General features: G+C 46.9%; 13 protein-coding genes. 7 read left to right on the forward strand and 6 right to left on the reverse strand.

The features are described from left to right. Window positions 1-103: 103 nt before the first annotated feature. The 3 genes from A3EU_RS0113885 to A3EU_RS0113895 all read right to left on the reverse strand — a co-directional run bounded on the left by A3EU_RS0113885 (window position 104) and on the right by A3EU_RS0113895 (window position 3308). Entirely contained in the window at window positions 104-1357 is a 1254-nt protein-coding gene (locus A3EU_RS0113885) for a tetracycline resistance MFS efflux pump (RefSeq protein WP_020536781.1), read from the reverse strand. A 43-nt stretch (window positions 1358-1400) separates the two neighbouring features. Next, on the reverse strand, window positions 1401-2675 hold the full coding sequence (locus A3EU_RS30465) for a heparan-alpha-glucosaminide N-acetyltransferase domain-containing protein (protein WP_020536782.1): 1275 nt from the start codon (window positions 2673-2675) through the stop codon (window positions 1401-1403). 342 nt (window positions 2676-3017) lie between these two features. Further along, complete coding sequence (locus A3EU_RS0113895) at window positions 3018-3308, reverse strand: hypothetical protein (protein WP_020536783.1); 291 nt, start codon at window positions 3306-3308, stop codon at window positions 3018-3020. Between the two features lie 160 nt (window positions 3309-3468). Between A3EU_RS0113895 and A3EU_RS0113900 the strand changes: the two genes are divergently transcribed. Genes A3EU_RS0113900 through A3EU_RS33790 form a run of 3 tightly spaced genes read left to right on the forward strand, consistent with a single transcriptional unit; the run spans window position 3469 to window position 10082 of the window. Continuing rightward, a complete protein-coding gene (locus tag A3EU_RS0113900; RefSeq protein WP_020536784.1) occupies window positions 3469-4560 on the forward strand; it encodes a hypothetical protein in 1092 nt (363 codons plus the stop codon). After that, a complete protein-coding gene (locus A3EU_RS0113905; RefSeq protein WP_020536785.1) occupies window positions 4557-5495 on the forward strand; it encodes an AAA family ATPase in 939 nt (312 codons plus the stop codon). The genes A3EU_RS0113900 and A3EU_RS0113905 overlap by 4 nt, the downstream gene beginning before the upstream one ends. Window positions 5496-5501: 6 nt before the next feature. Beyond that, window positions 5502-10082, forward strand: a complete 4581-nt coding sequence (locus A3EU_RS33790; protein ID WP_020536786.1) for an SUMF1/EgtB/PvdO family nonheme iron enzyme — start codon at window positions 5502-5504, stop codon at window positions 10080-10082. Window positions 10083-10197: 115 nt separating this feature from the next. On the opposite strand, the gene A3EU_RS0113915 is transcribed toward A3EU_RS33790, so the two are convergent. Beyond that, a complete protein-coding gene (locus A3EU_RS0113915; protein WP_026211396.1) occupies window positions 10198-11052 on the reverse strand; it encodes a tetratricopeptide repeat protein in 855 nt (284 codons plus the stop codon). Between the two features lie 251 nt (window positions 11053-11303). On the opposite strand from A3EU_RS0113915, the gene A3EU_RS30475 reads away from it, so the two are divergent. From A3EU_RS30475 to A3EU_RS0113930, 3 genes are all read left to right on the forward strand, one after another. Further along, window positions 11304-12443 (forward strand): flavin-containing monooxygenase, encoded by a 1140-nt coding sequence (locus tag A3EU_RS30475; protein WP_020536787.1) that lies wholly within the window; start codon window positions 11304-11306, stop codon window positions 12441-12443. Window positions 12444-12651: 208 nt separating this feature from the next. After that, window positions 12652-15195 carry a chondroitinase-B domain-containing protein gene (locus A3EU_RS0113925; protein ID WP_211213936.1) on the forward strand — a complete coding sequence of 848 codons (2544 nt, stop codon included), beginning with the start codon at window positions 12652-12654 and terminating at the stop codon, window positions 15193-15195. Window positions 15196-15375: 180 nt separating this feature from the next. After that, window positions 15376-16041, forward strand: a complete 666-nt coding sequence (locus tag A3EU_RS0113930; RefSeq protein WP_020536789.1) for an MCP four helix bundle domain-containing protein — start codon at window positions 15376-15378, stop codon at window positions 16039-16041. Window positions 16042-16052: 11 nt separating this feature from the next. Here A3EU_RS0113930 and A3EU_RS0113935 read toward each other — a convergent pair whose 3' ends face one another. Continuing rightward, the gene (locus A3EU_RS0113935; RefSeq protein ID WP_020536790.1) at window positions 16053-17276 is read right to left on the reverse strand and encodes a class I SAM-dependent rRNA methyltransferase; all 1224 of its coding nucleotides are present in this window, start codon (window positions 17274-17276) and stop codon (window positions 16053-16055) included. A 364-nt stretch (window positions 17277-17640) separates the two neighbouring features. After that, window positions 17641-19275: an FAD-binding dehydrogenase gene (locus tag A3EU_RS0113940; protein ID WP_020536791.1), complete on the reverse strand. Its 1635-nt coding sequence runs from the start codon at window positions 19273-19275 to the stop codon at window positions 17641-17643. A gap of 18 nt (window positions 19276-19293) precedes the next feature. On the opposite strand from A3EU_RS0113940, the gene A3EU_RS0113945 reads away from it, so the two are divergent. Further along, complete coding sequence (locus tag A3EU_RS0113945; protein ID WP_044085913.1) at window positions 19294-20289, forward strand: DUF3137 domain-containing protein; 996 nt, start codon at window positions 19294-19296, stop codon at window positions 20287-20289. Window positions 20290-20428: the final 139 nt, after the last annotated feature.

Raw genomic sequence — 20428 nt, forward strand, 5'->3', positions numbered from 1 at the left:
GGCTTCAGCCCGAGCGCAAAACCAGCGCTCGGGCTGAAGCCCAAGCCACTAGCGCGATGGCCAGCCGATAGGCAAAGCCAGCTGCCCTGAAGTTTTGCTCGAATTATAATTGTTTCGTATCGAGGGTGTTAGACTGCTTATTTGGCCCGAAAAAGACGACGAATACCACCCAACCCAAGAGGATCAATCCGCTCCCGACCCAGATAGGCATTGAAGTGTTGATGGTGATGAGGTAGCCCCCGATGAGTGGTGGAATAAGCTGGCCTAGTGACTGCATCGACTGGTTGATCCCCAGAATTTCGCCTTGCTGATCTTCGTTGGCTTGCATGGAGATCGTCGCTGTCAGGTTAGGCGAAGTGATCCCCTGGGCCAATGCTACAAAAGGATTGAGGGCATACAGTAACAAGTCGTTATTGGGAATTAAAATCAGTATCAAGGAGGCACTGAGGCCCAGAATGGAATAGGTCAGGATTTGCTGCGGAGGGTAACGTTTGCTGAGCCTGGGAACAATAACTCCCTGAGTAATCGCTAGCCAGACGCCTACCCAGCCAAAGAGCAGGCCAATGCTTTTTTCGGAATACGCAAAATCCTGGATCAGGTAAACGGCAAAAAACTGCGTAAAAAAGGTGAAGCCCAATGATAAAAGCAGCACTACGGTGAAAATACGCCGCAGGTTGGGACTGCCAAACGAAAGCGCCAGGTTGCGGAAACCGGTGAGTAGATTAATTTTTGTTTCCCGCCGTTTTTTGAGTGTCTCAGGAAAGGCGACGATCACAAAGATGACGTTGAGTAAGGTGAGAACCGCCGTAAACCAAAAAGGTGTGGCGGCAGAAAACCAGGAAACGACGGTGTCGTCCGCTAAGATTCCACCGATAGTAGGGCCCAGGATAAAACCCAAACCGAAAGCCATGCCTACTAATCCAAAGTTCTTGGCCTTGCTGCTGTTGTCGCTTAAATCTGCGATACTGGATAGGATGACCGCAATATTTCCTCCGGTAAAACCGGGAAGCATCCGCGAGAAAAAGAGCAAAGGCAGGTTTTGCCAATAAATGGCCAGTGCCAGTAGGATGTACCCAATCATGGTTCCTGTTTGGGAAACCAACAAGACGGGTTTTCGCCCATAGCGATCGGATAAACTCCCGAGCATTGGCGCACCAAAGAATTGTAAAAGCGGGAAAACCGCGAGTAGTGCCCCGTATAACAACGAGCGTTGGTCGGCACTAAAAGTGGTGGAAATAATGCTCGTTTCGGGATCGAAAAATAAAGCAGGTAATACCGGGATAATGATCCCTACACCCAACATGTCGATAAACACCGTCAAAAAAATGGTAACCAACGGTGAGCGGTTATTCTTCATGTAAAATTCGCTGTATTTTGTCTGGAGGTGGCGTTGTTAGGTTCTACTCTTTCGTTTTCCCTGCCAGTACTTTCACTAAGGGGAGCAACCAGCTGGGGCTGGTTTCCAGGCGGTCTTCCCAGCGTTCCGCCATTTGCTCACGGAGCCTTGGCCAGTCTCTTTTGAACCAAACTAGCGCCAGGCGATACTGTCGGGTGATCCAGCCAGGGATTTGTTCGTATACAAAATGGCGGATGACTTCAATGTGCTGGATGAATTTGATATGCGCATAGACGAAAACAGCAGCACCTACGATACAGGTTAATGGATCAAGGCTGCGGTAGCCTACTATTTGCGAGATACCTATTCCCAGCCACGTTCCATAAAGAATAACGTAGTGGGCGCCATAGATGGTCAAGGTTTCGCTCCCTATTTTAGTTATCAAACGAGGGATAGTGCCGATCCTTGGGATGGCCCACATGAACAGTGACATGACAATAAATACGTGACCTAATCGCCAGAACAGATAGTTGTTGTTAAATAACACTGGTAGATAATGCCAGCCGGTAAGCTCGTAGAGGTTTACCAACATTTGCCATGACCCCAGTGTGAGCGTAATACCAAACGCCATGAGTAAGGCGGGAAACCAGTGCGTAAACGCCCACTGTGATTTTTTGCTCAAAGCATATCCCAGTGCGCCGCCAAAAAAGGCAAAGCCCAGCCAGGGGACCATCGTGAAGTTGGAACCCAAGTCTCTGGTAAAGTAATGAGCAAATACGATAGGTAAATGATCCCAGGTGTTTTCTGTAAAGAAAGGATCAATAAAGAAAGTAACCGTCCCAAAGGCAATCATCCAAGTCGCTAATGAACCCCCAAATAGTTCGCGTATGCCACATACCGCAATCAGGGCGATCAAGGCCAAACCAATGATGTGTAGCACATCTACCGCAAAAATCCAGGTGCTGAAGTAGCCAAAAAGAAGGCCAGGGAAGTTTACCTTGAGTAGGTAGCCGATGCCCAACAGGAATAGGCCCCGTCGTAATCCTTTTTTTACCCTTTTGTTTTCTTTTAGCGGTCGACCGTCTTTTAAAAGAAGGTAGGTAAACACCAAGCCTGTAACGGTGAAGAAAATAGGGGCAGTCATTCCACGCATAAACGACCACAAGGTAAACAGCATAGAATCTGCACTCCGGTAAGACTCTGCTAATAGCGTATCCACAAAGTGGCCTTGCAGCATCATCAGGATGGCATAGGCTCGCAAGACATCGATAAAGACAATCCTGCTTTTGTTAAGCGGTGTTGTTGGCAGGTGCTCCAATGGCAAAAGTGAATTATTCAATTAAACAAATAGTGTCTCTTTTGTTTAAAATAGAGACTCAAGCGTTTGTGATGAAAAATATTGAATAGTAAGTAACGTGTACGGGGTGTGTGGGGATTAACAACTGCAAAGTTACGGGAAAATTTTATTTGGCGCTGCTAATTTTTTGATTTTCAGTAGCTATGTGCCGAAAGCCGGAAAGATTATTACTGTTTTTTACACGCTGCAGCCTGTTTCATTTAGAAGTAAACACCTATTGGGGAATTTCATTTGGTGAAAAGCAAAATTCGCCAATAAGTACAAAAAAAGCAGAGATCAGGATGATGTTCCTGATCTCTGTAAGTTCCTTTGTGTTTGACTACTCTAAGGATAGTTACTTGTATTCTCTGCAAGCGTATTGCCATCTTGTTGGACGGTAACTTTTATCTGGGCCTCACCGGCTTTACGGACAAAGAGGCCGGTGTTGGTAGTTCGAGTGCCTCCAGGAGCTTGTTCTAAAGGCAAGAGCTGAACAGTAACTTCTCGGGTGGCACTACCCTCTGGTAAGGTAATGCTGGTCACGGCGAGGAAATAACCTTTTGGCACATCGGTGACGGTAATATCATCATCATAATTGTTCTCGTTGACGTGGTTGATTTGCTGAGAAACGTTCATAAATATGGGTTTAAAAAAATGAATAATTCTTAAATATAGTGATAGCTAAAGCCGTTTGCAAAAAAGCTAAATGAAAAACAGCGCTTGGCAGCCCTTAATCAGAGTTGTTATGAAAAAATGTAAAATCGTATCTTGAGCCTTCTGGTATCCTTAATTAACTATGCAAGCACTCCAACAAGTCGGTCAATTACTGGTGGAAAGCAAACCACTGCCGGCGCTGGAACAACTCCTTGCCTGGGCAAGAGAACAGCTGCCGGAGATGGTTAATGACATCGAACTACAGATGTCGAGGGTAAATCTCGTTGTCCAGAATTTCCAGCAAGGCCTTATGACCATGTCTGACTACCAGACGAACCTTCTTCAGATCAATAGCGGTATTCTCTATCTACTAGAGGAGTGTAAGAAGAGTGTCGGAACTAGTACTACTGATGCCGGAGGAGCGGCCCTGCACGAGTACCATGCCTATACTTGCGACCGAGTAGCCCATAGCGATACCTTTCGTCAGTTGTTTGGTGAGCAAAAACAGCCCGTGCAGTTTTATTTTCTTTATGGAGGTGATTTGCAATCTCATGAAGGGCTTTTTCGGCGTATTTCCTACGACCTGGAAGGGCGATTGCAGGATTATCTCAACCCGGAATTAAAAACCAATATTCAGTCGCTACAGCTAGAGATGACGTTTGAGTTCAGTCGTCAACTGGAGCACTATAAGCAAAATATTCTGCGGAGTTTTTTCTCTATGCTGGGCCTGCCTCCCAACGAGCATGAGCCATTGCTGGAGAAAGACCTGACGTATGCCCTAGAGCGTAGTCCGCGCCTGCAAAACCTGAAGCCAACAGATTATGTGTGTGTATTTTTGCACATTAGTCAATATGACTGGGACCCCGACCTCACCCCTGCTGCTGCGCGCTGGTTTATCAAAGAGTTCTGCCAGGAAGGAAAAGTCAATACTTCCGTAGCGATCCTCTTTTTTCTTGCCATCGAATATGACGAAGAAGATGCCGACTTGAAGTCTGAGGTTGTCGCGGCACTGGAAATGGCCGAACGGCTACAGCCATTACCTGAGTTAGATATGGTTGCCCAGCGCGATATTGGTCGCTGGCTAGAACACTATAAGCAAGTTTCACCGAATTCCCGTACCCGAAAGGAATTGATGAAAACCGTTTTTGGCAATAGCCGAGAGCACTATATGGAAGACGTAGAACTGGAATTGAAAAAGATCATTGATCAGTATAATAATAACATCGTGCAATGAGCATTCGCATTCATACCTCCGCGGCCAGCCAACCTTCGGCCGAAAAATACATCATGAGTGATGCCCTGCGCAACGCCGTAGAAGTAGCTATCGCGCTGGAACAGCCACTGCTGCTTACCGGCGAGCCGGGCACGGGCAAAACGCGCCTGGCTTTTAAAGTCGCTGCTGATCTGGCCAGCCAGAAGAGTGATTTTAGCTTTGTAGAGAAGCCGCTTATATTTAATACCAAGACGACTTCCACTGCTCGTGATCTTTTTTACACTTATGATGCCTTGGCTCATTTTCAGGCGGCCAACATTGATAAAAAAGGCGGTATCAACACTTCCGAGTTTATCGAACTTCAGGCACTGGGCCGCGCGATAGCGCTCACTAACCCAGAGGGACAAGCCGACGGCCGTTTTCGTGCTGATTTGGGTGATGAGGCCCGCAGTAGTGTCGTGCTGATCGACGAAATAGACAAAGCACCGCGTGATTTCCCCAACGATATCCTGGCGGAAATCGAGCGGTATGAGTTTCAAATCAAAGAGCAAGATAATTATTCGGTTCGCCGCGCTGGTAATCAGCGAGTAGTGGTGATCATGACGAGTAACTCCGAGAAAAACCTGCCGGATGCTTTTCTGCGGCGCTGTGTTTTCTACCATATCCCTTTTCCTGACCAGGCAACGTTGCTGGCTATCGCCAAAACCCAATTGGGCGAAGCCACCAAATTTACGGATGATCTACTCAAAAGTTTGATCGAGAAATTCCGTCAGGTGCGTCAGCAAGCTGTTCGTAAGCCACCGGCTACAGCCGAACTCGTAGCTTGGTTACGTATTTTGGAGATGCGTGATATTATGAGTAAACCCTCCGGCGAACAGAATGAATTCCTTCGCGATCACCTTTCTGTTTTGGTAAAAACCAAAGAAGACCTAGATGCCATGCAGGGCATCTTTTAGAGTTTAATGGCCGACCTCAAAGCGCATATTGATACCTTTCCGCTGGAACACCTCTTCCAGCGTCTGACTCTGGCGGGTTTTCGCCTGAGTCCGGGTGATCGTCTGCGTGCATTACGCGTATTGGGCGGCCCTGGCAAAGCTTACCTCCGTAAACCAGAACAACTTAAAGCTTTACTTGCTCCCGTTTTGGTGCGTAGCGAAGCAGAGCAATTGAAGTTTTACGAAATTTTCGATCAATACTATCGAGAAGTTTCCGAACCACTGGAACTAGAGGAAATACCTGTTCGCGAAAATGATTGGTGGCGTTGGTTGCTGATCCTTCCACTTTTGGGAGGGCTTTGGTATGCTTATTACGCGCTCACCCAGCATGAAAACCGCTCAGAGAAGTTGTCTGTTTACATCGATGGGCCTGGTTTTGGCGCAGCAGGGGATACGGTGTTGTTGAAAAATTTGAGTCGCTATTCTGGCGATAGTAGTACGTTGCGTTGGCGGTGGAGTTACGTGAATCTAGCTACTCAGCAAGAAGAAGTTTTTGATACCAATCAGTTTGATTGGCCGCTGATCGTGCCCCCATTGGACAGTGGTTCTTATCTCCGGGAAATCCGCCTTGATGTTTATCATCCAGCAGAAGATACGCTTTACCAAGCCACTTTGCCTTTCACGGTTCTATGCCCGGAGGCACCTACTGTTACGGGCATTTCAGGGCCACAGCAGTTGGAAGTTGGCCAACAAGTCGATTTTCGCGCTCTTTTTGAGGAAGGAGAGGAGTATATTGCCAATGCCACTACCGACAACGAGCGGCTTATTGGACCAGCATTAAACTGGGTGTTTACCTGGGAGTTTGGTGATGGTACCCAGGAAGAAGGTACTTATGCGATGCAACATGAGTATGCCCAGAATGGACAATACCGAGTGCGCCTGACGGTGAGAGATACAACAGCGAAGGGCTTTTGTGTTACCAGCCAAACACTAGAGGTAAAAGTGGGGAAAGATCAGGCGTTTTTACCTCTGTTTGAATTGCATAAAGACAAGTTGTCGGTGCTGGCGACTTGGGGCTGGGGTTTCTATGTTGTACTGGCTTTATTGGGCATCAGTCTGCTTTATTATTGGCTGCGTTGGTTGGTTCGTCGCAAGAAGCCACTTACGCCGAAACAGCAGGAAGATGCTCGCGACGAGGCCTTTTCGGCACGTTTCGCTCACAGCGATAAAGCTCCTTATTTTATTCCTTTACGGAATCAATCTTCTACAATTACGTTCTCGCCAGTGCTGTTACGTTTGGCGGACGCGCTGCGCTTAAGGCAGGAAGGTTTACGTAAGGAGATTGATGTGTCTAAAACCTTGCAAGCGACGATTGATCGTGGAGGTTTTCCGGAGGTGCGCTTCCGTTTTGCGACCCAGCCGAGTGAATATTTGTGCCTGATTGATGAGCAAAGCAGGGCCAGCCACCTGGGGGAGTTGTTCAAATACCTGGCACATAACCTGAGTGCACAAGATGTACACCTTGAGGTTTATTATTATCGTAAACATCTCAGCCAGTTTTGGAATGCTTATTTCCCGAAAGGGCGAGCATTAGACCAGTTGCAACGAGCTTATCCCAATCATCGTTTGTTGGTGTTTGGTGATTTGCACGAGTTGGTCGATCCTCATGCGCCAAATCAGCCTCGTCTAAGGCTAGCAGCAGCAAGTGTATTACGACAATGGCCGCTACGCTTATTGCTTACGCCTGTACCACCCGTGAGCTGGAGCTATCGCGAAAAACTATTGGCGCGTGTCCTGAACGTATTTCCAGCAGATGAAGAGGGCTTGTCAGCAGCAGCCTTGCACATCGAAAATGAAGAAGAGCTACTGCCCAATGGTTCCGCTTTTGACCGTTGGCAAAACCGGCAGAAGGATCAGCGCAAAGATGCAGATACAGAACATCGTAATTGGCGACGCTGGCGTTTTATCAAAGCATATCTCGGTGCTTATGATGATGAGCTGGTAAGGTGGTTCAAAGCTTTGGCGGTATTCCCGATTCCTAGCTGGGAGATGACCATTGCCATTGGTAAGGCTTTAGGTATTGATGTTACCTACGATAAGCTGTTGCAATTGGCCCGTATTCCTGTGCTGCAAAGTGATCGCTTCGATGAACGATTACGCAGAGAGTTGATGAAGGAGTTGGACGAAGCCGATGAGCAGCGTGCCCGTGCAGCAGTACAAGCGGAGTTGGCGGCGGTAAAAACCATCAGCGAAGGGTCTCATGCGCATCGAGACTTAGAGACCGCGCTGGCGATTCAGGATTTCGCCCTTGCGCCTGACGACGACGATCACCGCGAAACCCTGCGCTTCTTGCTGCGACGCAATTTACTCACGCCCGCGCAGGAGGCTGATCTGGACCGGGTAGCGAAACGAGAAACAGAAGCTGCTCAACAGCCAATGAGTAAAGTAGCGACTAAAATTGCGCCACAGGCTAAGTCGGTTCGGGATTGGCTGGAAGAAGATGTTGATTATGAACTAGATGCGCCCACTCCTGAGGAGCCAGCAGATCGTAAAGATTTGAAACGTGCCTTGTGGCTCACCGCAGCGTACGTGGTGCTATTGTTGTTGGGGTGGAAATTCGGTGCTACGGATACCCTTTATCAGCTGGCTTTCGCCGAAAGGCCGGAACAACGTAACGAAAGGCCAGGAAAACCCTTGCGTAATTACATCCTGGTCAAAGAAACGGCGGTCATTGATAGTGCGATTATTTACAATAACCAAGGCGTTGAGCAGGCACAGATTGGAGAAGGTAGAGATACGCTTGCAGCAACCTATTTTGAGCAAGCGCTAGACGCTGCAAATAACCTCATTCACGGCAATGGAGAGACGTTTAATGGCCAAACAGTGTCTTATTCTCTTGCCAATGCAAATTTAGGGCGCTTGTATTTCAATGCCGCCGCCGCCAACCTGAATGCCTATTTACAGGATAGTTTAGGGCAGGCGATACTACCTCGTTCGTTAGCCTTGTTAGATAAAGCGTATATCAGTGACAGTGTAGCTCTTGATGTGTGGCATGCACGTGGCGTGGTGCATTATTATGCCGGGAGCCCTGAAGATTCGAGCCTGTATTATTACGGTTTACTTGATTCGCTGGATTACTTTTCAAATCTTGAATATTCCCCCAACCTGGAAACGTTGCTGGGGCGGGAGCGATCGAGAATAGTGGCCGTTAATACCACAGACATAGAAAACGAGGCTTTGCAAGTAAACGTGGAGTATTACCTGGATCGTAGCGTTGATCGGGAGGCCGAAATTGTTCTGGAGCCTCTTGGAGAAGGCAGCCAGCCAGCGGTACAAACGAAGGGAATTAGTCCAGGGAGCGGATCGCTTACTTTCCGTTTAGAACCTCCTTTGTCTTCGCCGGGTAAGATGAATAGTATACGCCTACAGATGCGCCGGGTACAGGAAACGACGATCATTGATAAAAAAGAAGAAGCTTATTCACATGACTGGCAAGCGGCTCGACAGCAGCGAGAACGACAAGAACCGCCACCGTCAAAAGCAAAACGCTTTGAGTTGCGCGGACAGCTACTAGATGCAAGAACGCAAGAAGCTATTGCCGGACAATCGCTGACACTATCGGAGCAACCCAATCTGTTGAACCAGCGACTACTTGCTTTTGATGGTGAAACAGACTTTTATGGTGAATTTGTCTTGAGAGGCGATATCGAAGGGAGAACTGCGAGTACGTTTATTTTAGAAATAAAAGCAGATGGCTATAAAACCTATAGCCAGACCTTCCAGTTTGGTGATGAATTACTGAAAACCAATCCGCTTCAGTTAGCGCCCATTCTTTTAGAAAAAAATATTGCCCGCCCCCGTATGGAACTCATCAGTGGCGGCGGTTTCGAAATGGGCAACGGAGAGAAGGGAGCTTATGAAGACGAGGTTCCTGTCCATGAAGTGATTATCGGTAATTATTACCTGGGTACACGCGAGGTCACCTTTGCTGAATACGACCTCTTCTGTGAACTTACCGCCAGGGAGAAGCCCGACGATGAAGGTTGGGGCCGCAACCAACGCCCAGTTATCAATGTCAGCTGGCTGGATGCCGCCGCTTATTGTAACTGGCTCAGTGAGCAACACGGCTATTACCCTGTCTATAATATTGAACAGCAGAAAGGAGGAAGGGTGACTGTTCGCAGTACAAGAGGCGGCGGAATGCCCGATGGTTACCGCCTGCCTACCGAAGCTGAATGGGAATACGCCGCCCGTGGCGGCATTATGGGCGATAAAACAGAACGCTATGCAGGTAGTAATTACCTGGAAGAAGTAGGCTGGTATGAAGCCAATAGCAGAGACCAGACCCAACCTGTAGGACAACTGCAACCCAACAACGCAGGCATGTACGATATGAGTGGCAACGTATGGGAATGGTGTTACGATTGGTATGGCGGCTATCCGAGTAGTTTGCAAAGAGGCCCCATTGGCCCCGATTCTGGTTCTCATCGGATCATTCGCGGCGGTGCCTGGCTACAGTCGGCTGATGATTGCCGCGTCACTGCTCGTCAATATCGGCGTCCGGAGGAAAAGACGGTTTATATTGGTTTCCGTTTAGCGCGGAACTAAGCGCACCACGCTCCGTAGCAACGGGTTTAAAACCCATTGCTACGGAGCTTAAATGGCCTTATAATCTCTTTTTGGGTTCAAATTAAATTCCCTAAGATAGCTCTTAAAGAGCTGTCTAATACCCCCGCAAATCTGAATATTGCCCCAGTGCAATAACCTCCCAGGCATCCAGGACGTGTAGTACTTCTGCTTGGTTTTGGGCGGCAATGGCTATCAATGCGTGATCGCGTGGTGTGTCTTCTTGTTCAGGAGGGAGGATAGCGCGGCCATAATATTCTGGGAAAGCCTGCGGGTTGTCGATAACCATGCCACGGGCGGCGTTGGACCATATTTCGAATCCTAGCCGAGCATCGTAACACAAGCGTTCCAATTGCTGAATCTGCTTGGCCGAAGCATCGTGGATGAGGCAAGAATACGTGCGGTAGTGAGATGTTTTGAAAACACCCATTTCGGCGTAAACGGGCACGCGCTTGCGCGCTACAATATGGTGGCCAATGGGTTTGCGTTCGTACAATACTTCATCGCGAAAGCGAAAACCCGAAGCAGGGTGTGGAATGCTGAGAATCTTGGCACGCGCCGGATCAATGGCCGACATCCACAGAATTTCAAAAGTACCATCGTAGGTCAGGCGTAAGCCTTCTGGGGTGGTGGGGAGTTCGCTCAGTCCAAATTTTGACCAAACATTGCGGGCGATACGCGTTTTTCTTAACGCAGTAGCCGCAATACCCAGGCACCACCAGCCTTCGCGCAAATCAGGAAGAAAAGCGATGGTTTTCTTAAAATAGTAAAAGGAAGGTTTCCATTCGCGGCGCTGGTGATAGATGCGCGCTAAAGCCAGATAAGGAGGATGCCAATCGGGTACCAGCTTGATGATACGCTTGTGTAACTTGACGGCGTGGTATACGTCGCCTAGTTTCCAGTAGCGTTCTGCTTCTTCAAATAGTTGCTGATGATCCGGTGGTATGTACATAAATCAGTCCCCTCTGCTCGTTGATAGTTGGATACAGAAAACATCATACAGACGCTTCTTGTTGCGACAAAATTAAGGGGTGAAAGGCTAATGTGCAAGGATATTAACGTTGTTTAGCTCATCGTCCGACGAAATTGAGTTTTTTATACCCAATTGGCCGAATTACTAAAAAGCACGGTGTCGCAGCTCATCCGTCACGCAGGAATTCAAAAAAATCCCTACCTTTCAAAGGTAAAAATCAGACTTCAGCAATGACATCACCATCGGTCATCATTATTGGCGCCGGGCCCGCCGGATTAGCATCGGCAGGCCAGCTTCGGGAAAAAGGAATTTCTTTTATTATTTTGGAAAAAGGCCAGGGGGTCGCCCAATGTTGGCGTGACCACTACGACCGGCTGCACCTGCATACCGTCAAGGAGTTGTCTCACTTGCCGGGTGAGGATTTTTCCGACGATTATGACCGTTACGTTCATAAGACCGACCTCGTGCGCTACTACGAGGAGTATGCTACAAAAAGAGATATCAAGCCGCTGTTTGGCAAGACCGTCGTAGATATTGAAAAAACGGGCGAACAGTGGCAGGTGATGTGCGAAGATGGTAGCAACTACCAAGCACCTGCCGTGATTATCAGTGCCGGGATGAACAGGGTTCCTTTTCGGCCTCATTATCAAAACGAAGAAGACTTTACGGGAGAAATTCTCCACAGTCACGACTATCAAAACCCTGCGCCTTACAAAGGCAAGCGGGTATTGGTCGTAGGCATGGGTAACAGCGGTGCCGAGATAGCGCTAGACCTCTGCGAGCACGGGGTGGAAACAGCTATCAGCGTCCGTGGCCCGGTAAACATTGTCCCACGCGAAGTCTTAGGTAACCCTACGCAGGTGACTGCCTTGAAGATAGGTAAACTACCTCATTGGTTAGGCGATGCCCTGGGCTTGGTGGTACGTAAGTTTACCGTAGGTGACTTGCCTAAATATGGAATTGAACTCCCCGCGATTTCCCCCGCCAAACAACTCAGGGAAACTGGCCAAACACCAGTGATCGACTTAGGGACCCTGGATTATATCCGCTCCGGAGAACTCAAAGTACTGCCTGGGATCGAAGAGTATACCATCAACAGTATTGTATTCTCCAATGGAGAAGAACAGCGTTTTGATACCGTCATTTTAGCCACCGGCTTCCGCGCCTCCCTCAACGAATGGCTACACTTGGACAATGAGCATTTCGATCAACGGCAACTACCCCGCAAACCTATCGGAAGTGGACCTTATGAGGGCTTGTATTTCCTGGGCTACAACAACTATGCCCCCGGCGGCGGCCTGGGTATCATTCGCCAGGATGTGTTTCCGATTGTAGAGGCGATTGAGGAGCGGATGGCAGTTGGTAACTAAAACCATCTAACAGCTTGATTAACAAACAAGTAAACCTGCTAATAAGCACGGTTTAATTTATTTTAGGGAGATTATTTTTTATATTTATATTGGTTGACCAATTTGGTGCGCTAGTTTTAGTGTCAAGCTCTTAACAGATCAAATATAAATTTTGAAAAAAATGAAAAACTCCTACGCTTTAAAGACTCAGATGGTTTTAGCAGCATTAATGTTATTACTATTTTATGTTCCTATATTTTCTCAAACCACGTATAATATTACGGACCCGGAGGCATTAGAGGATCAGGCTTACGTAGCTGGAGATGAAATTATATTAGCAAATGGTATTTACGATACGGATGAGCGTATAGACTTTGTTGGTAATGGGACAGCAGATAACCCTATTGTTTTTAGAGCCGAAACCCCTGGAGGGGTCAAGTTTACCGGTGGCTTACAAATGAATATTGGTGGAGATTATGTTGTTGTGGATGGTTTTCACTGGCAAGGTGGTTATGGAGCGAGCAATTTTATCCAATTCAGAAATGGCACGGATTATGCAAATTATAGTACTATCCAAAATTGTGCTATTGATGGTTTAGCGATACATCCAGATGATGTAGCGGATGATATGGAGAACAATTCGATTACCAAACACAGGTGGATTGTATTGTACGGAACTTATAACACCGTTATCAACTGCTCCTTCATGAATAAGGCAAGTGCAGGGGCTTTGGTTTTAGCAGAATATGCATACAATGCTGAAGAAGATGCTTGTGCAACCGTTGGCCATACCATTACTAATAATTATTTCTACAACTATGAAAAAATAGATGCGTCGCTAAGTAATGCTGGCGATAGTGAAACGATACGTATAGGTACGAGTGAGTATCAAAATGTAAATAGTAATGCAGTAGTTAGTAACAACTATTTTGTTGAAGCTGACGGCGAAAATGAAATCATCACGAATAAGAGTAAAGGCAACATCTATACGAATAACACTTTTAGAAGATGTAGAGGATCTTTGGTGCTGCGTCATGGTTCTAATGCTACCGTTGACGGAAATTACTTTTTAGGCGAAGATGTAGATGGCACTGGCGGTATCAGAATTACGGACAGTGACCACACGATTACTAATAATTATATTCAAGATTGTATTACGGTTCTCAGCCAAGCTAAATGGAATAATGGTGTAACATTTTTAGGAGGTGGCGATGACGCTGCCGTTGTTTGTACTTCTACAGATGTTTCAAACGGCTATCAGCAATCTGAAAATATTAACCTTTCCAATAACTCGATTGTCAATACCAATGCGCCGTTATTTTATAATACAGACAAAGGGTCAACCGATCCAACAGGAACCGTTTCAGATAACTTAATTTATTTTGCTGCTGGTGACCCTAATATATCCGATGTTATTACGGGTGATACGCCTACTTCTTATGCTGATCTTGGCACTTCATTGACTTACACCGGAAACGTTTATACTGGAAATGATTTAGGGGAAACAAACGCTGGTTTTTCTTTAGAGGCGGGAATAACGGCTACTGCTGATGGTGAGATTTTTACTTTTTCAGGAACAGGGTCTGAAGGAAAAGGCGCTGATATGGGGGCTTATATACCAACAACTGACGATATGGTTGGTTACGGCATTGGAGCTTGTTTTTTAGATAACTTAGGTGCCAATATAAATGATGGAAATTGTACTATTCAAGTAGTTGACCAATTAACGGTTAGCAGTTTGCCAGCGTTTACTGCGGCGGCATCCAGCGAGGATGTTGTTGTTAATGCCAATGTAAGTTGGACTGCTGCTGCCAACGATGCCTGGATAACGATTGATACTGATGCTGGTACCGGCAATGCAACCGTTTCTGTTATGGTTACTGAAAATACAGAAACAAGTAGCAGAGTGGGTACGGTGACATTTACACAAGATGCCGGAGGTAACGATATTGTAAGAACGCTAACGGTTACCCAAGAAGGTGTAGATATAACAGATTTGTATGACCTTATCAATATAGGTACAGGCGTACCTGGCGATAAGGTGACCGTGCATTCTTTTTCAAGAGAAGAAGTAAATGGCGTCGATAAATTTAATTACGCAAAAAACACTTTAGATAAGGACAATAGCACCGTTTGGGCTGCCGATGATGATGATATTGTAGCAGGAGATTACAAAGGGGATGGGGAGTATATTATTTATGATTTGAGTAGTAGCCATTATATTGATTTTATTCAGTTTACGACCACCAATAAGTCAGACGCTTTTGGCTTTCAAATTTTGGTGTCCACTACAGGGACTGATGCCGCAGATTTCTCACTGATCCTGCCAACTTCAGGAGATTTGATATTAACCGCAACCAATACGACCGATTTCAATCAATATGAAGTAAATACAGCAGAGGCGCGTTATGTGAAATTAATAGGTTATGGAAGGTTTAATAGTGATGGAGATACCAGAACAAGTGTTTGGAGTGCCGTTGGTGAAATTGAATTTTACGGTAGCGAAATAGTTTCTACTGACGATATTGAACTTGCAAATAAGCCTTTAATCTACCCCGTTCCTGCTAAGGATATATTGCATTTAAAAAACATGAACGGTGTTGATTTGGTAACTGTCTACGACATGGATGGTAGAAAAATCATGGATAAAAATATTACTGGTTCAGGATTAGAAGCCAATATCGATGTTTCTTCCATTCCTAATGGTTCTTACATGATGACGCTGAAAGGAGAGCAGGTATATCAATCAGAATTGTTCATTGTTTTACATTAAAAAAACAAGCACTTAGCTACGCGCCGTGCAACGAGGGAGCATGGCGCGTAGCTAATTTGTTGACGATATGCCCGTTGTGTTTCATTTAGGTGAGTTTATTTCTCGTATATTTAGATGTGCAAGATATTGATTGAAAACTGATTGTACGTTTGAATTTTACGTTAATTAAACGTTCGGAATATGAAGTGGGCATATAGCATTCAGCAAAAAATAAAAGCGGCGGTATTGCTCGCTATAGTTTGTGTCATTGTACTCGTAACTAGCCTGTTGGGTAAATGGCAGATGAATAAGTTGAGCGATTCTTTTTCTTCTGTATATAAAGATCGCCTGGTCGTCGAAAGTTATATCTATCTGATTGCTGATCACTTGTACCAAAAGAAATTGACGATTGATCATTGCTCCGGATTCGTGGATGCTGACCTCCGCACAGAAGTTGGCGCTCACAATACGGCTATTAGTCAGTTGCTGCTATCTTATGAGGAAACACTACTCACTGAAGAAGAAGAGGCTTGTTTGCAGGGGTTTAAAGCTAATGTTGCTGCCTTGGAAGGCCTAGAAGTTCAATATTTACAACTCTCCCCCGAGGGGCCCGAATACACTGCTGTTCTCAACTTGATCAATGAACATTTTGATCTGGCGTCTGCCAACCTCCGGCAGCTTTCTCTTATTCAGATCAAGGAGGGCAAAATGCTCAATGATCAGTCGCAACGTATCGTTAAAGGTTCCTCAATAATTACGAGTTTTGAGATGGTCGTACTCATTTGTATTGCTATCATCTTGCAGATACTCGTGCTAGCCAGCCGACCGGTCATCTCTCAAAAGTGGCAGAAAGGAAGCTTGAATTAGCTTTAGTCTTTTTATAGCTGAAAATAAATACACTTCAAATACGCTCCTTCAGGAAATCCTATCGGGTGATCCACATCGTGGAAGCTGCGCTCGAGTTCCGTGAAAGGCTGTCTGGAAGCTTGAAGCTCTTGAGTCATCAGATCGAAAAACTCCTCGGCATTCACTCGACTAGAACAAGAGGCCAGTACCAGTATTCCACCTTTTGCAACAAGCGGTATCGCCAGCTTAGCCAAGCGTGCGTAACTGTGCAAAGCGCCTTCGATCTCACTGGCCTTCTTCGCAAACGAAGGTGGGTCGACGATCATTAATTCAAACTTTTCGCCAGCATTCCGAAGTTCTTCCAAGGCCTTAAAAGCATCTTGGGCCAATGTGCGAAGCGGCGGGTCTTCAAGATTGAGAAGTGCATTCTTTTTCGCCATTTCCAAAGCCTGCGCGCTGATGTCTAGACTGGTTACTTCGCGTGCGCCACCGGCCAAAGCGTGTACAGAAAAGCCGCCGGCGTAAGAAAAGACGTCCAAAACGCTCTTCCCTGCGGCCAGCTCCCCAATCCGCTTCCGGTTGTGGCGATGATCCAGGAAGTAGCCGGTTTTGTGCCCTGCAATCACGTTGGCACTGAATAGAATACCATGTTCGCGGAAGATGATCTCCGGATTAGCCAATTCGCCATAAATCACTTGCCCGTCGTGCAGCCCTTGCAGTGCGGCCTGTTGTTTCTGAACATTCCTGCTCAGTCGCAGCACCAGCGTTTTGGTCTTGCTTTTTGCGAGTAAAAGCTCAAAAAGGTCTTGCAGGTAAGGGAGCCAAATGAGGCTGTACAGCTTTACAACTAAAACATGGTCGTATACATCAGCGATCAAGCTGGGGAGTCCGTCATTTTCGCCGTAAATGAGGCGATAGCTATTGGTGTCTGTTGCCAAAAGCGAGGTACGCTTGGTATATGCGTCGTTAATTTTCTCTTCCAACCACGCCCGATCAATATTGGCCGACTGCATATATTGGAGCACTTTGATTCGAATAGGAGAAAAAGGATCATACAGTCCTAGCGCGAGGAACTTGTTCTTCTTTTGATCAAAAATGATGGCAAGGTCACCTGCTTTACCTTCCTTGTTTTGCTTGGTAATAGAGGCTTCAAAAACCCAGGGGTGCTGTTTGCGTACCATCCGTTCCGCCGCAGGTTTGAGCCGGATGGCCAACCGGTCTTGACTTACATTGGGAAGCAGTGGAAATGAGGACAAAGTGATTGATTTTGTTAAGCGCCTGTTTTCTAGCCGCAGAGGCACAGAGACACGGAGCTTTAAAGAGGATTTCTGAATAATCCCAACTAATTCACAAAAGTAGGCAGAGAATTTTGAATAAAATGTAGCAGTTTTATAAAAACTCCGTATCTCATATGTTTGCGGAGGAAAACAAGAATAGTCACTAAAGCGCCAAAACACTAAAACACACAAAAAAGTACTAGGCGAATCCTGTAAGGAAAACTGTGCTATTTCGTGTTTTTGTGCCTTCGTGGCTAAAAATAGCTGAGTACCTCCGCGGCAAATCTACCTCTTACGAGCTATTCTGTGCCTTAGTGTTTTAGTGGCTAAACTTCAACCAAAATCACAAGGTCTTCCCCAAAATAGCCTGTGCCGTCACCCGCGCCGTGATCACACACCCTCCCAGAAAGGTGCCCTCCAGCGAACGGTGCCCATGCATACCACCCCCCCCAAATCCGGCTGCTTCGCCAATAGCGTACAAGCCCGGAATGGGTGCTTGCACACCAGCGCCATCAGGCTTCTGTAGCACCCGGCCACCCAGGTCCGTTTGGATACCGCCAAGGCTTTTCCGAGAAAGAATAAATTCCCTGATCGCCACAAAAGGCCCTTTTTTCAGGTCGCCAATTTTGACCATATTGCTGGTGCGGGCCTTGTCACCGCGCCACTGTCGGGCGTGCTGAATACGTTGCTGCTGCTTGTCGCGATAAGGCGGTCCTTGGTCAATACTACCGTCGTAGGCAGCTACAGCTGCTTTTACATCCTGTAACTGTACTGCATCCGTGCCTTGCAGGGCATTCATTTTATCTACAAGTTCTTCCAGGGTGTCGGCAACGAGTACATCCTCACAGTCGGTGATCATCTTATTGACGAGTTCTTTATTGCCCAGTAAAACGGTCTTGATGACCTTGAGGAATTTCTTGTCCCTAAAGGCCGGATTGTGCTCCGAGCCCGAAATGGCAAACTCCTTCAGCATAATCCCGTAGTTGAGCACCTGCCACGAGTATTTTTCTTCTTCCTCACAAATTCGCTCTACCAGATAGCGAGTATCGTAGGCGGTGACCAGCGGTTCTGGGCCCATACGTTCGCCCCGGTAGTTGAGCCAAAGAGCCGTCTTGCAGGGGACGAGGCTGAGGCCATGATCTTTTTTGCGAGGCGCATAATGCCGAATACCCGCCGCGTAGTTCCATTGCTTATCCAGGTTGACAACATTGCCGTCAATTGCCGCAGTAGCATCATGCAAGTCGCCAAGGGCGTATTTGTGCGCACCATTGAGGATAACTTTCGGTGGTTTCCCCCAGGCAGAAAACCAGTTTTCTCTTATTTTCTCAATGTTGCCATTGATACCGCCAGTAGCCACAATAACTGTTTCCGCTACAGCGGAAAACTCCGTGTCACTGCCCTCCAGTTGGCCTTGTACACCCTGTATGCCTTGGCTGTTGCCTAAGAGTTCCAGTACACGATGCTCGTAATGGATACTCAAAAGGGAGCTGTTTTTGTGCTCCAAAAGCTTTCGCTTAAAAACCTGTACAAGCTCCCATCCCGTGCCCCATACCATGTGAAAGCGGGGGACAGAGTTGCCATCATTATTCAGACCGCGTTCTGCCCAGTTGAGTACCCGAAAAAAGTCAATACCGTTTTTCCTCAACCAGTGATAACCATGATCGGTGCAAAGGTGCAGGTACTGGTCGGCCCATTGCTTGCCCCAGTATTCATCTTCCGCAAAATCGGCGAAATTATACCAATCCTGCCGAGCTAGTTCTATGCTGTCTTTGATGCCATTGCGGCGCTGGTGTTTGGTGTCGACGAAAAACATTCCCCCAAAGGCCCATTTGGCAAGCCCACCCAGTTCATGCTCTACATCACGATCAAGAATCAATACCCGCTTGCCGGCGTCGAGCAATTCTATAGCTGCGATGATCCCGGCAATACCGGCACCTACAATAATAACATCCGACTGATAATGAAGCGTAGAGGACATGGAAAAGAGGATAGTTAGTTGACCAAGATCGTAAATTTCTCAATACACACACTAATTATTTCTTATTTTGCGACCTATATGGAGCTGATCAACTTAGATACATTTCGGCGCTATTACAATACGCACATTTTTCCAGAACTGCAGCGCACCGAGCGCTTGCGTAAGCGGCTGCTTACCCTTATTTTTCTTTCAGCGCTCATCATTTTCCTCATCCTTACCATTTCGGCTTATTTGGGGGTGGTTTTGATCTCCTTGTTTCTCATCATGCCCATTACCTTCTACATCTTTTACCTGGCGTATCAGATTCAGAAGTTTCGGCAAACCTTTAAGCCGCGGATCGTAGGACTGATCCTCGATTTTATGAATGAGCAGCTCAATTTTACCAACCTGAGCTACGATCCGCGCCAGATGATCCCCAAGCTGCTATTTCAGCAAAGCAATATTTTTGCTACCCCTGCCCAATATTACCAGGGCGAAGACTTTATCAAAGGCATGGTAGGTGAGATGCCCTTCGCGCTCTCCGAACTGGTTGTGCGCGACATGTCTAGTATGACCAACAAGCTGCAAGATGTATTTGAAGGCGTTTTTCTACACGCCATTTTTGCCGAAGAGGATACCGAAGGCACCATCGTGGTCTGGCCTCGCCATCGCAAGCATTACCTGACCCGCAGTATCAAAGAGTTCAATTTTCAGGGCGGTGTAAACGTAGATCACGAAATCAACGACCCCTTTTTTCATGAACAATTCCTGGTCTACGCCACCGAAGATACCCACGTACAGGGCATCCTGTCGGAGCCTATGCAAGATGCCCTTGCGCGTTATGTAGAGATCACCGGAAAAGACATTTACCTCTCTTTTATCGACCGCAATATTTTTGCTGCCATCAGTGAAGAGCGAGATTTGCTAGAGCCCAGCATCTTTACGTCCAATATTAACTTCGACCTCATCCGAGAATTCTATTTCGATATCATGCTGGTCTTGAAAATCGTCGAGGATTTTGATCAGACGCATTAAGAGCTTGTTTGGGGGTCATGCCGGTAGGTGCGTTGCTTTGCAAACACCCCTACGGCACCAGGCTATCCGCTACCCTGCGGTGCGCTTCTATCCCTTGCCCTTGCCCCCTCCGGGCCCCGCGCTTCGGCCTCACGGCCTG

The organism is Lewinella cohaerens DSM 23179 (assembly GCF_000379805.1).
GTDB lineage: Bacteria > Bacteroidota > Bacteroidia > Chitinophagales > Saprospiraceae > Lewinella > Lewinella cohaerens.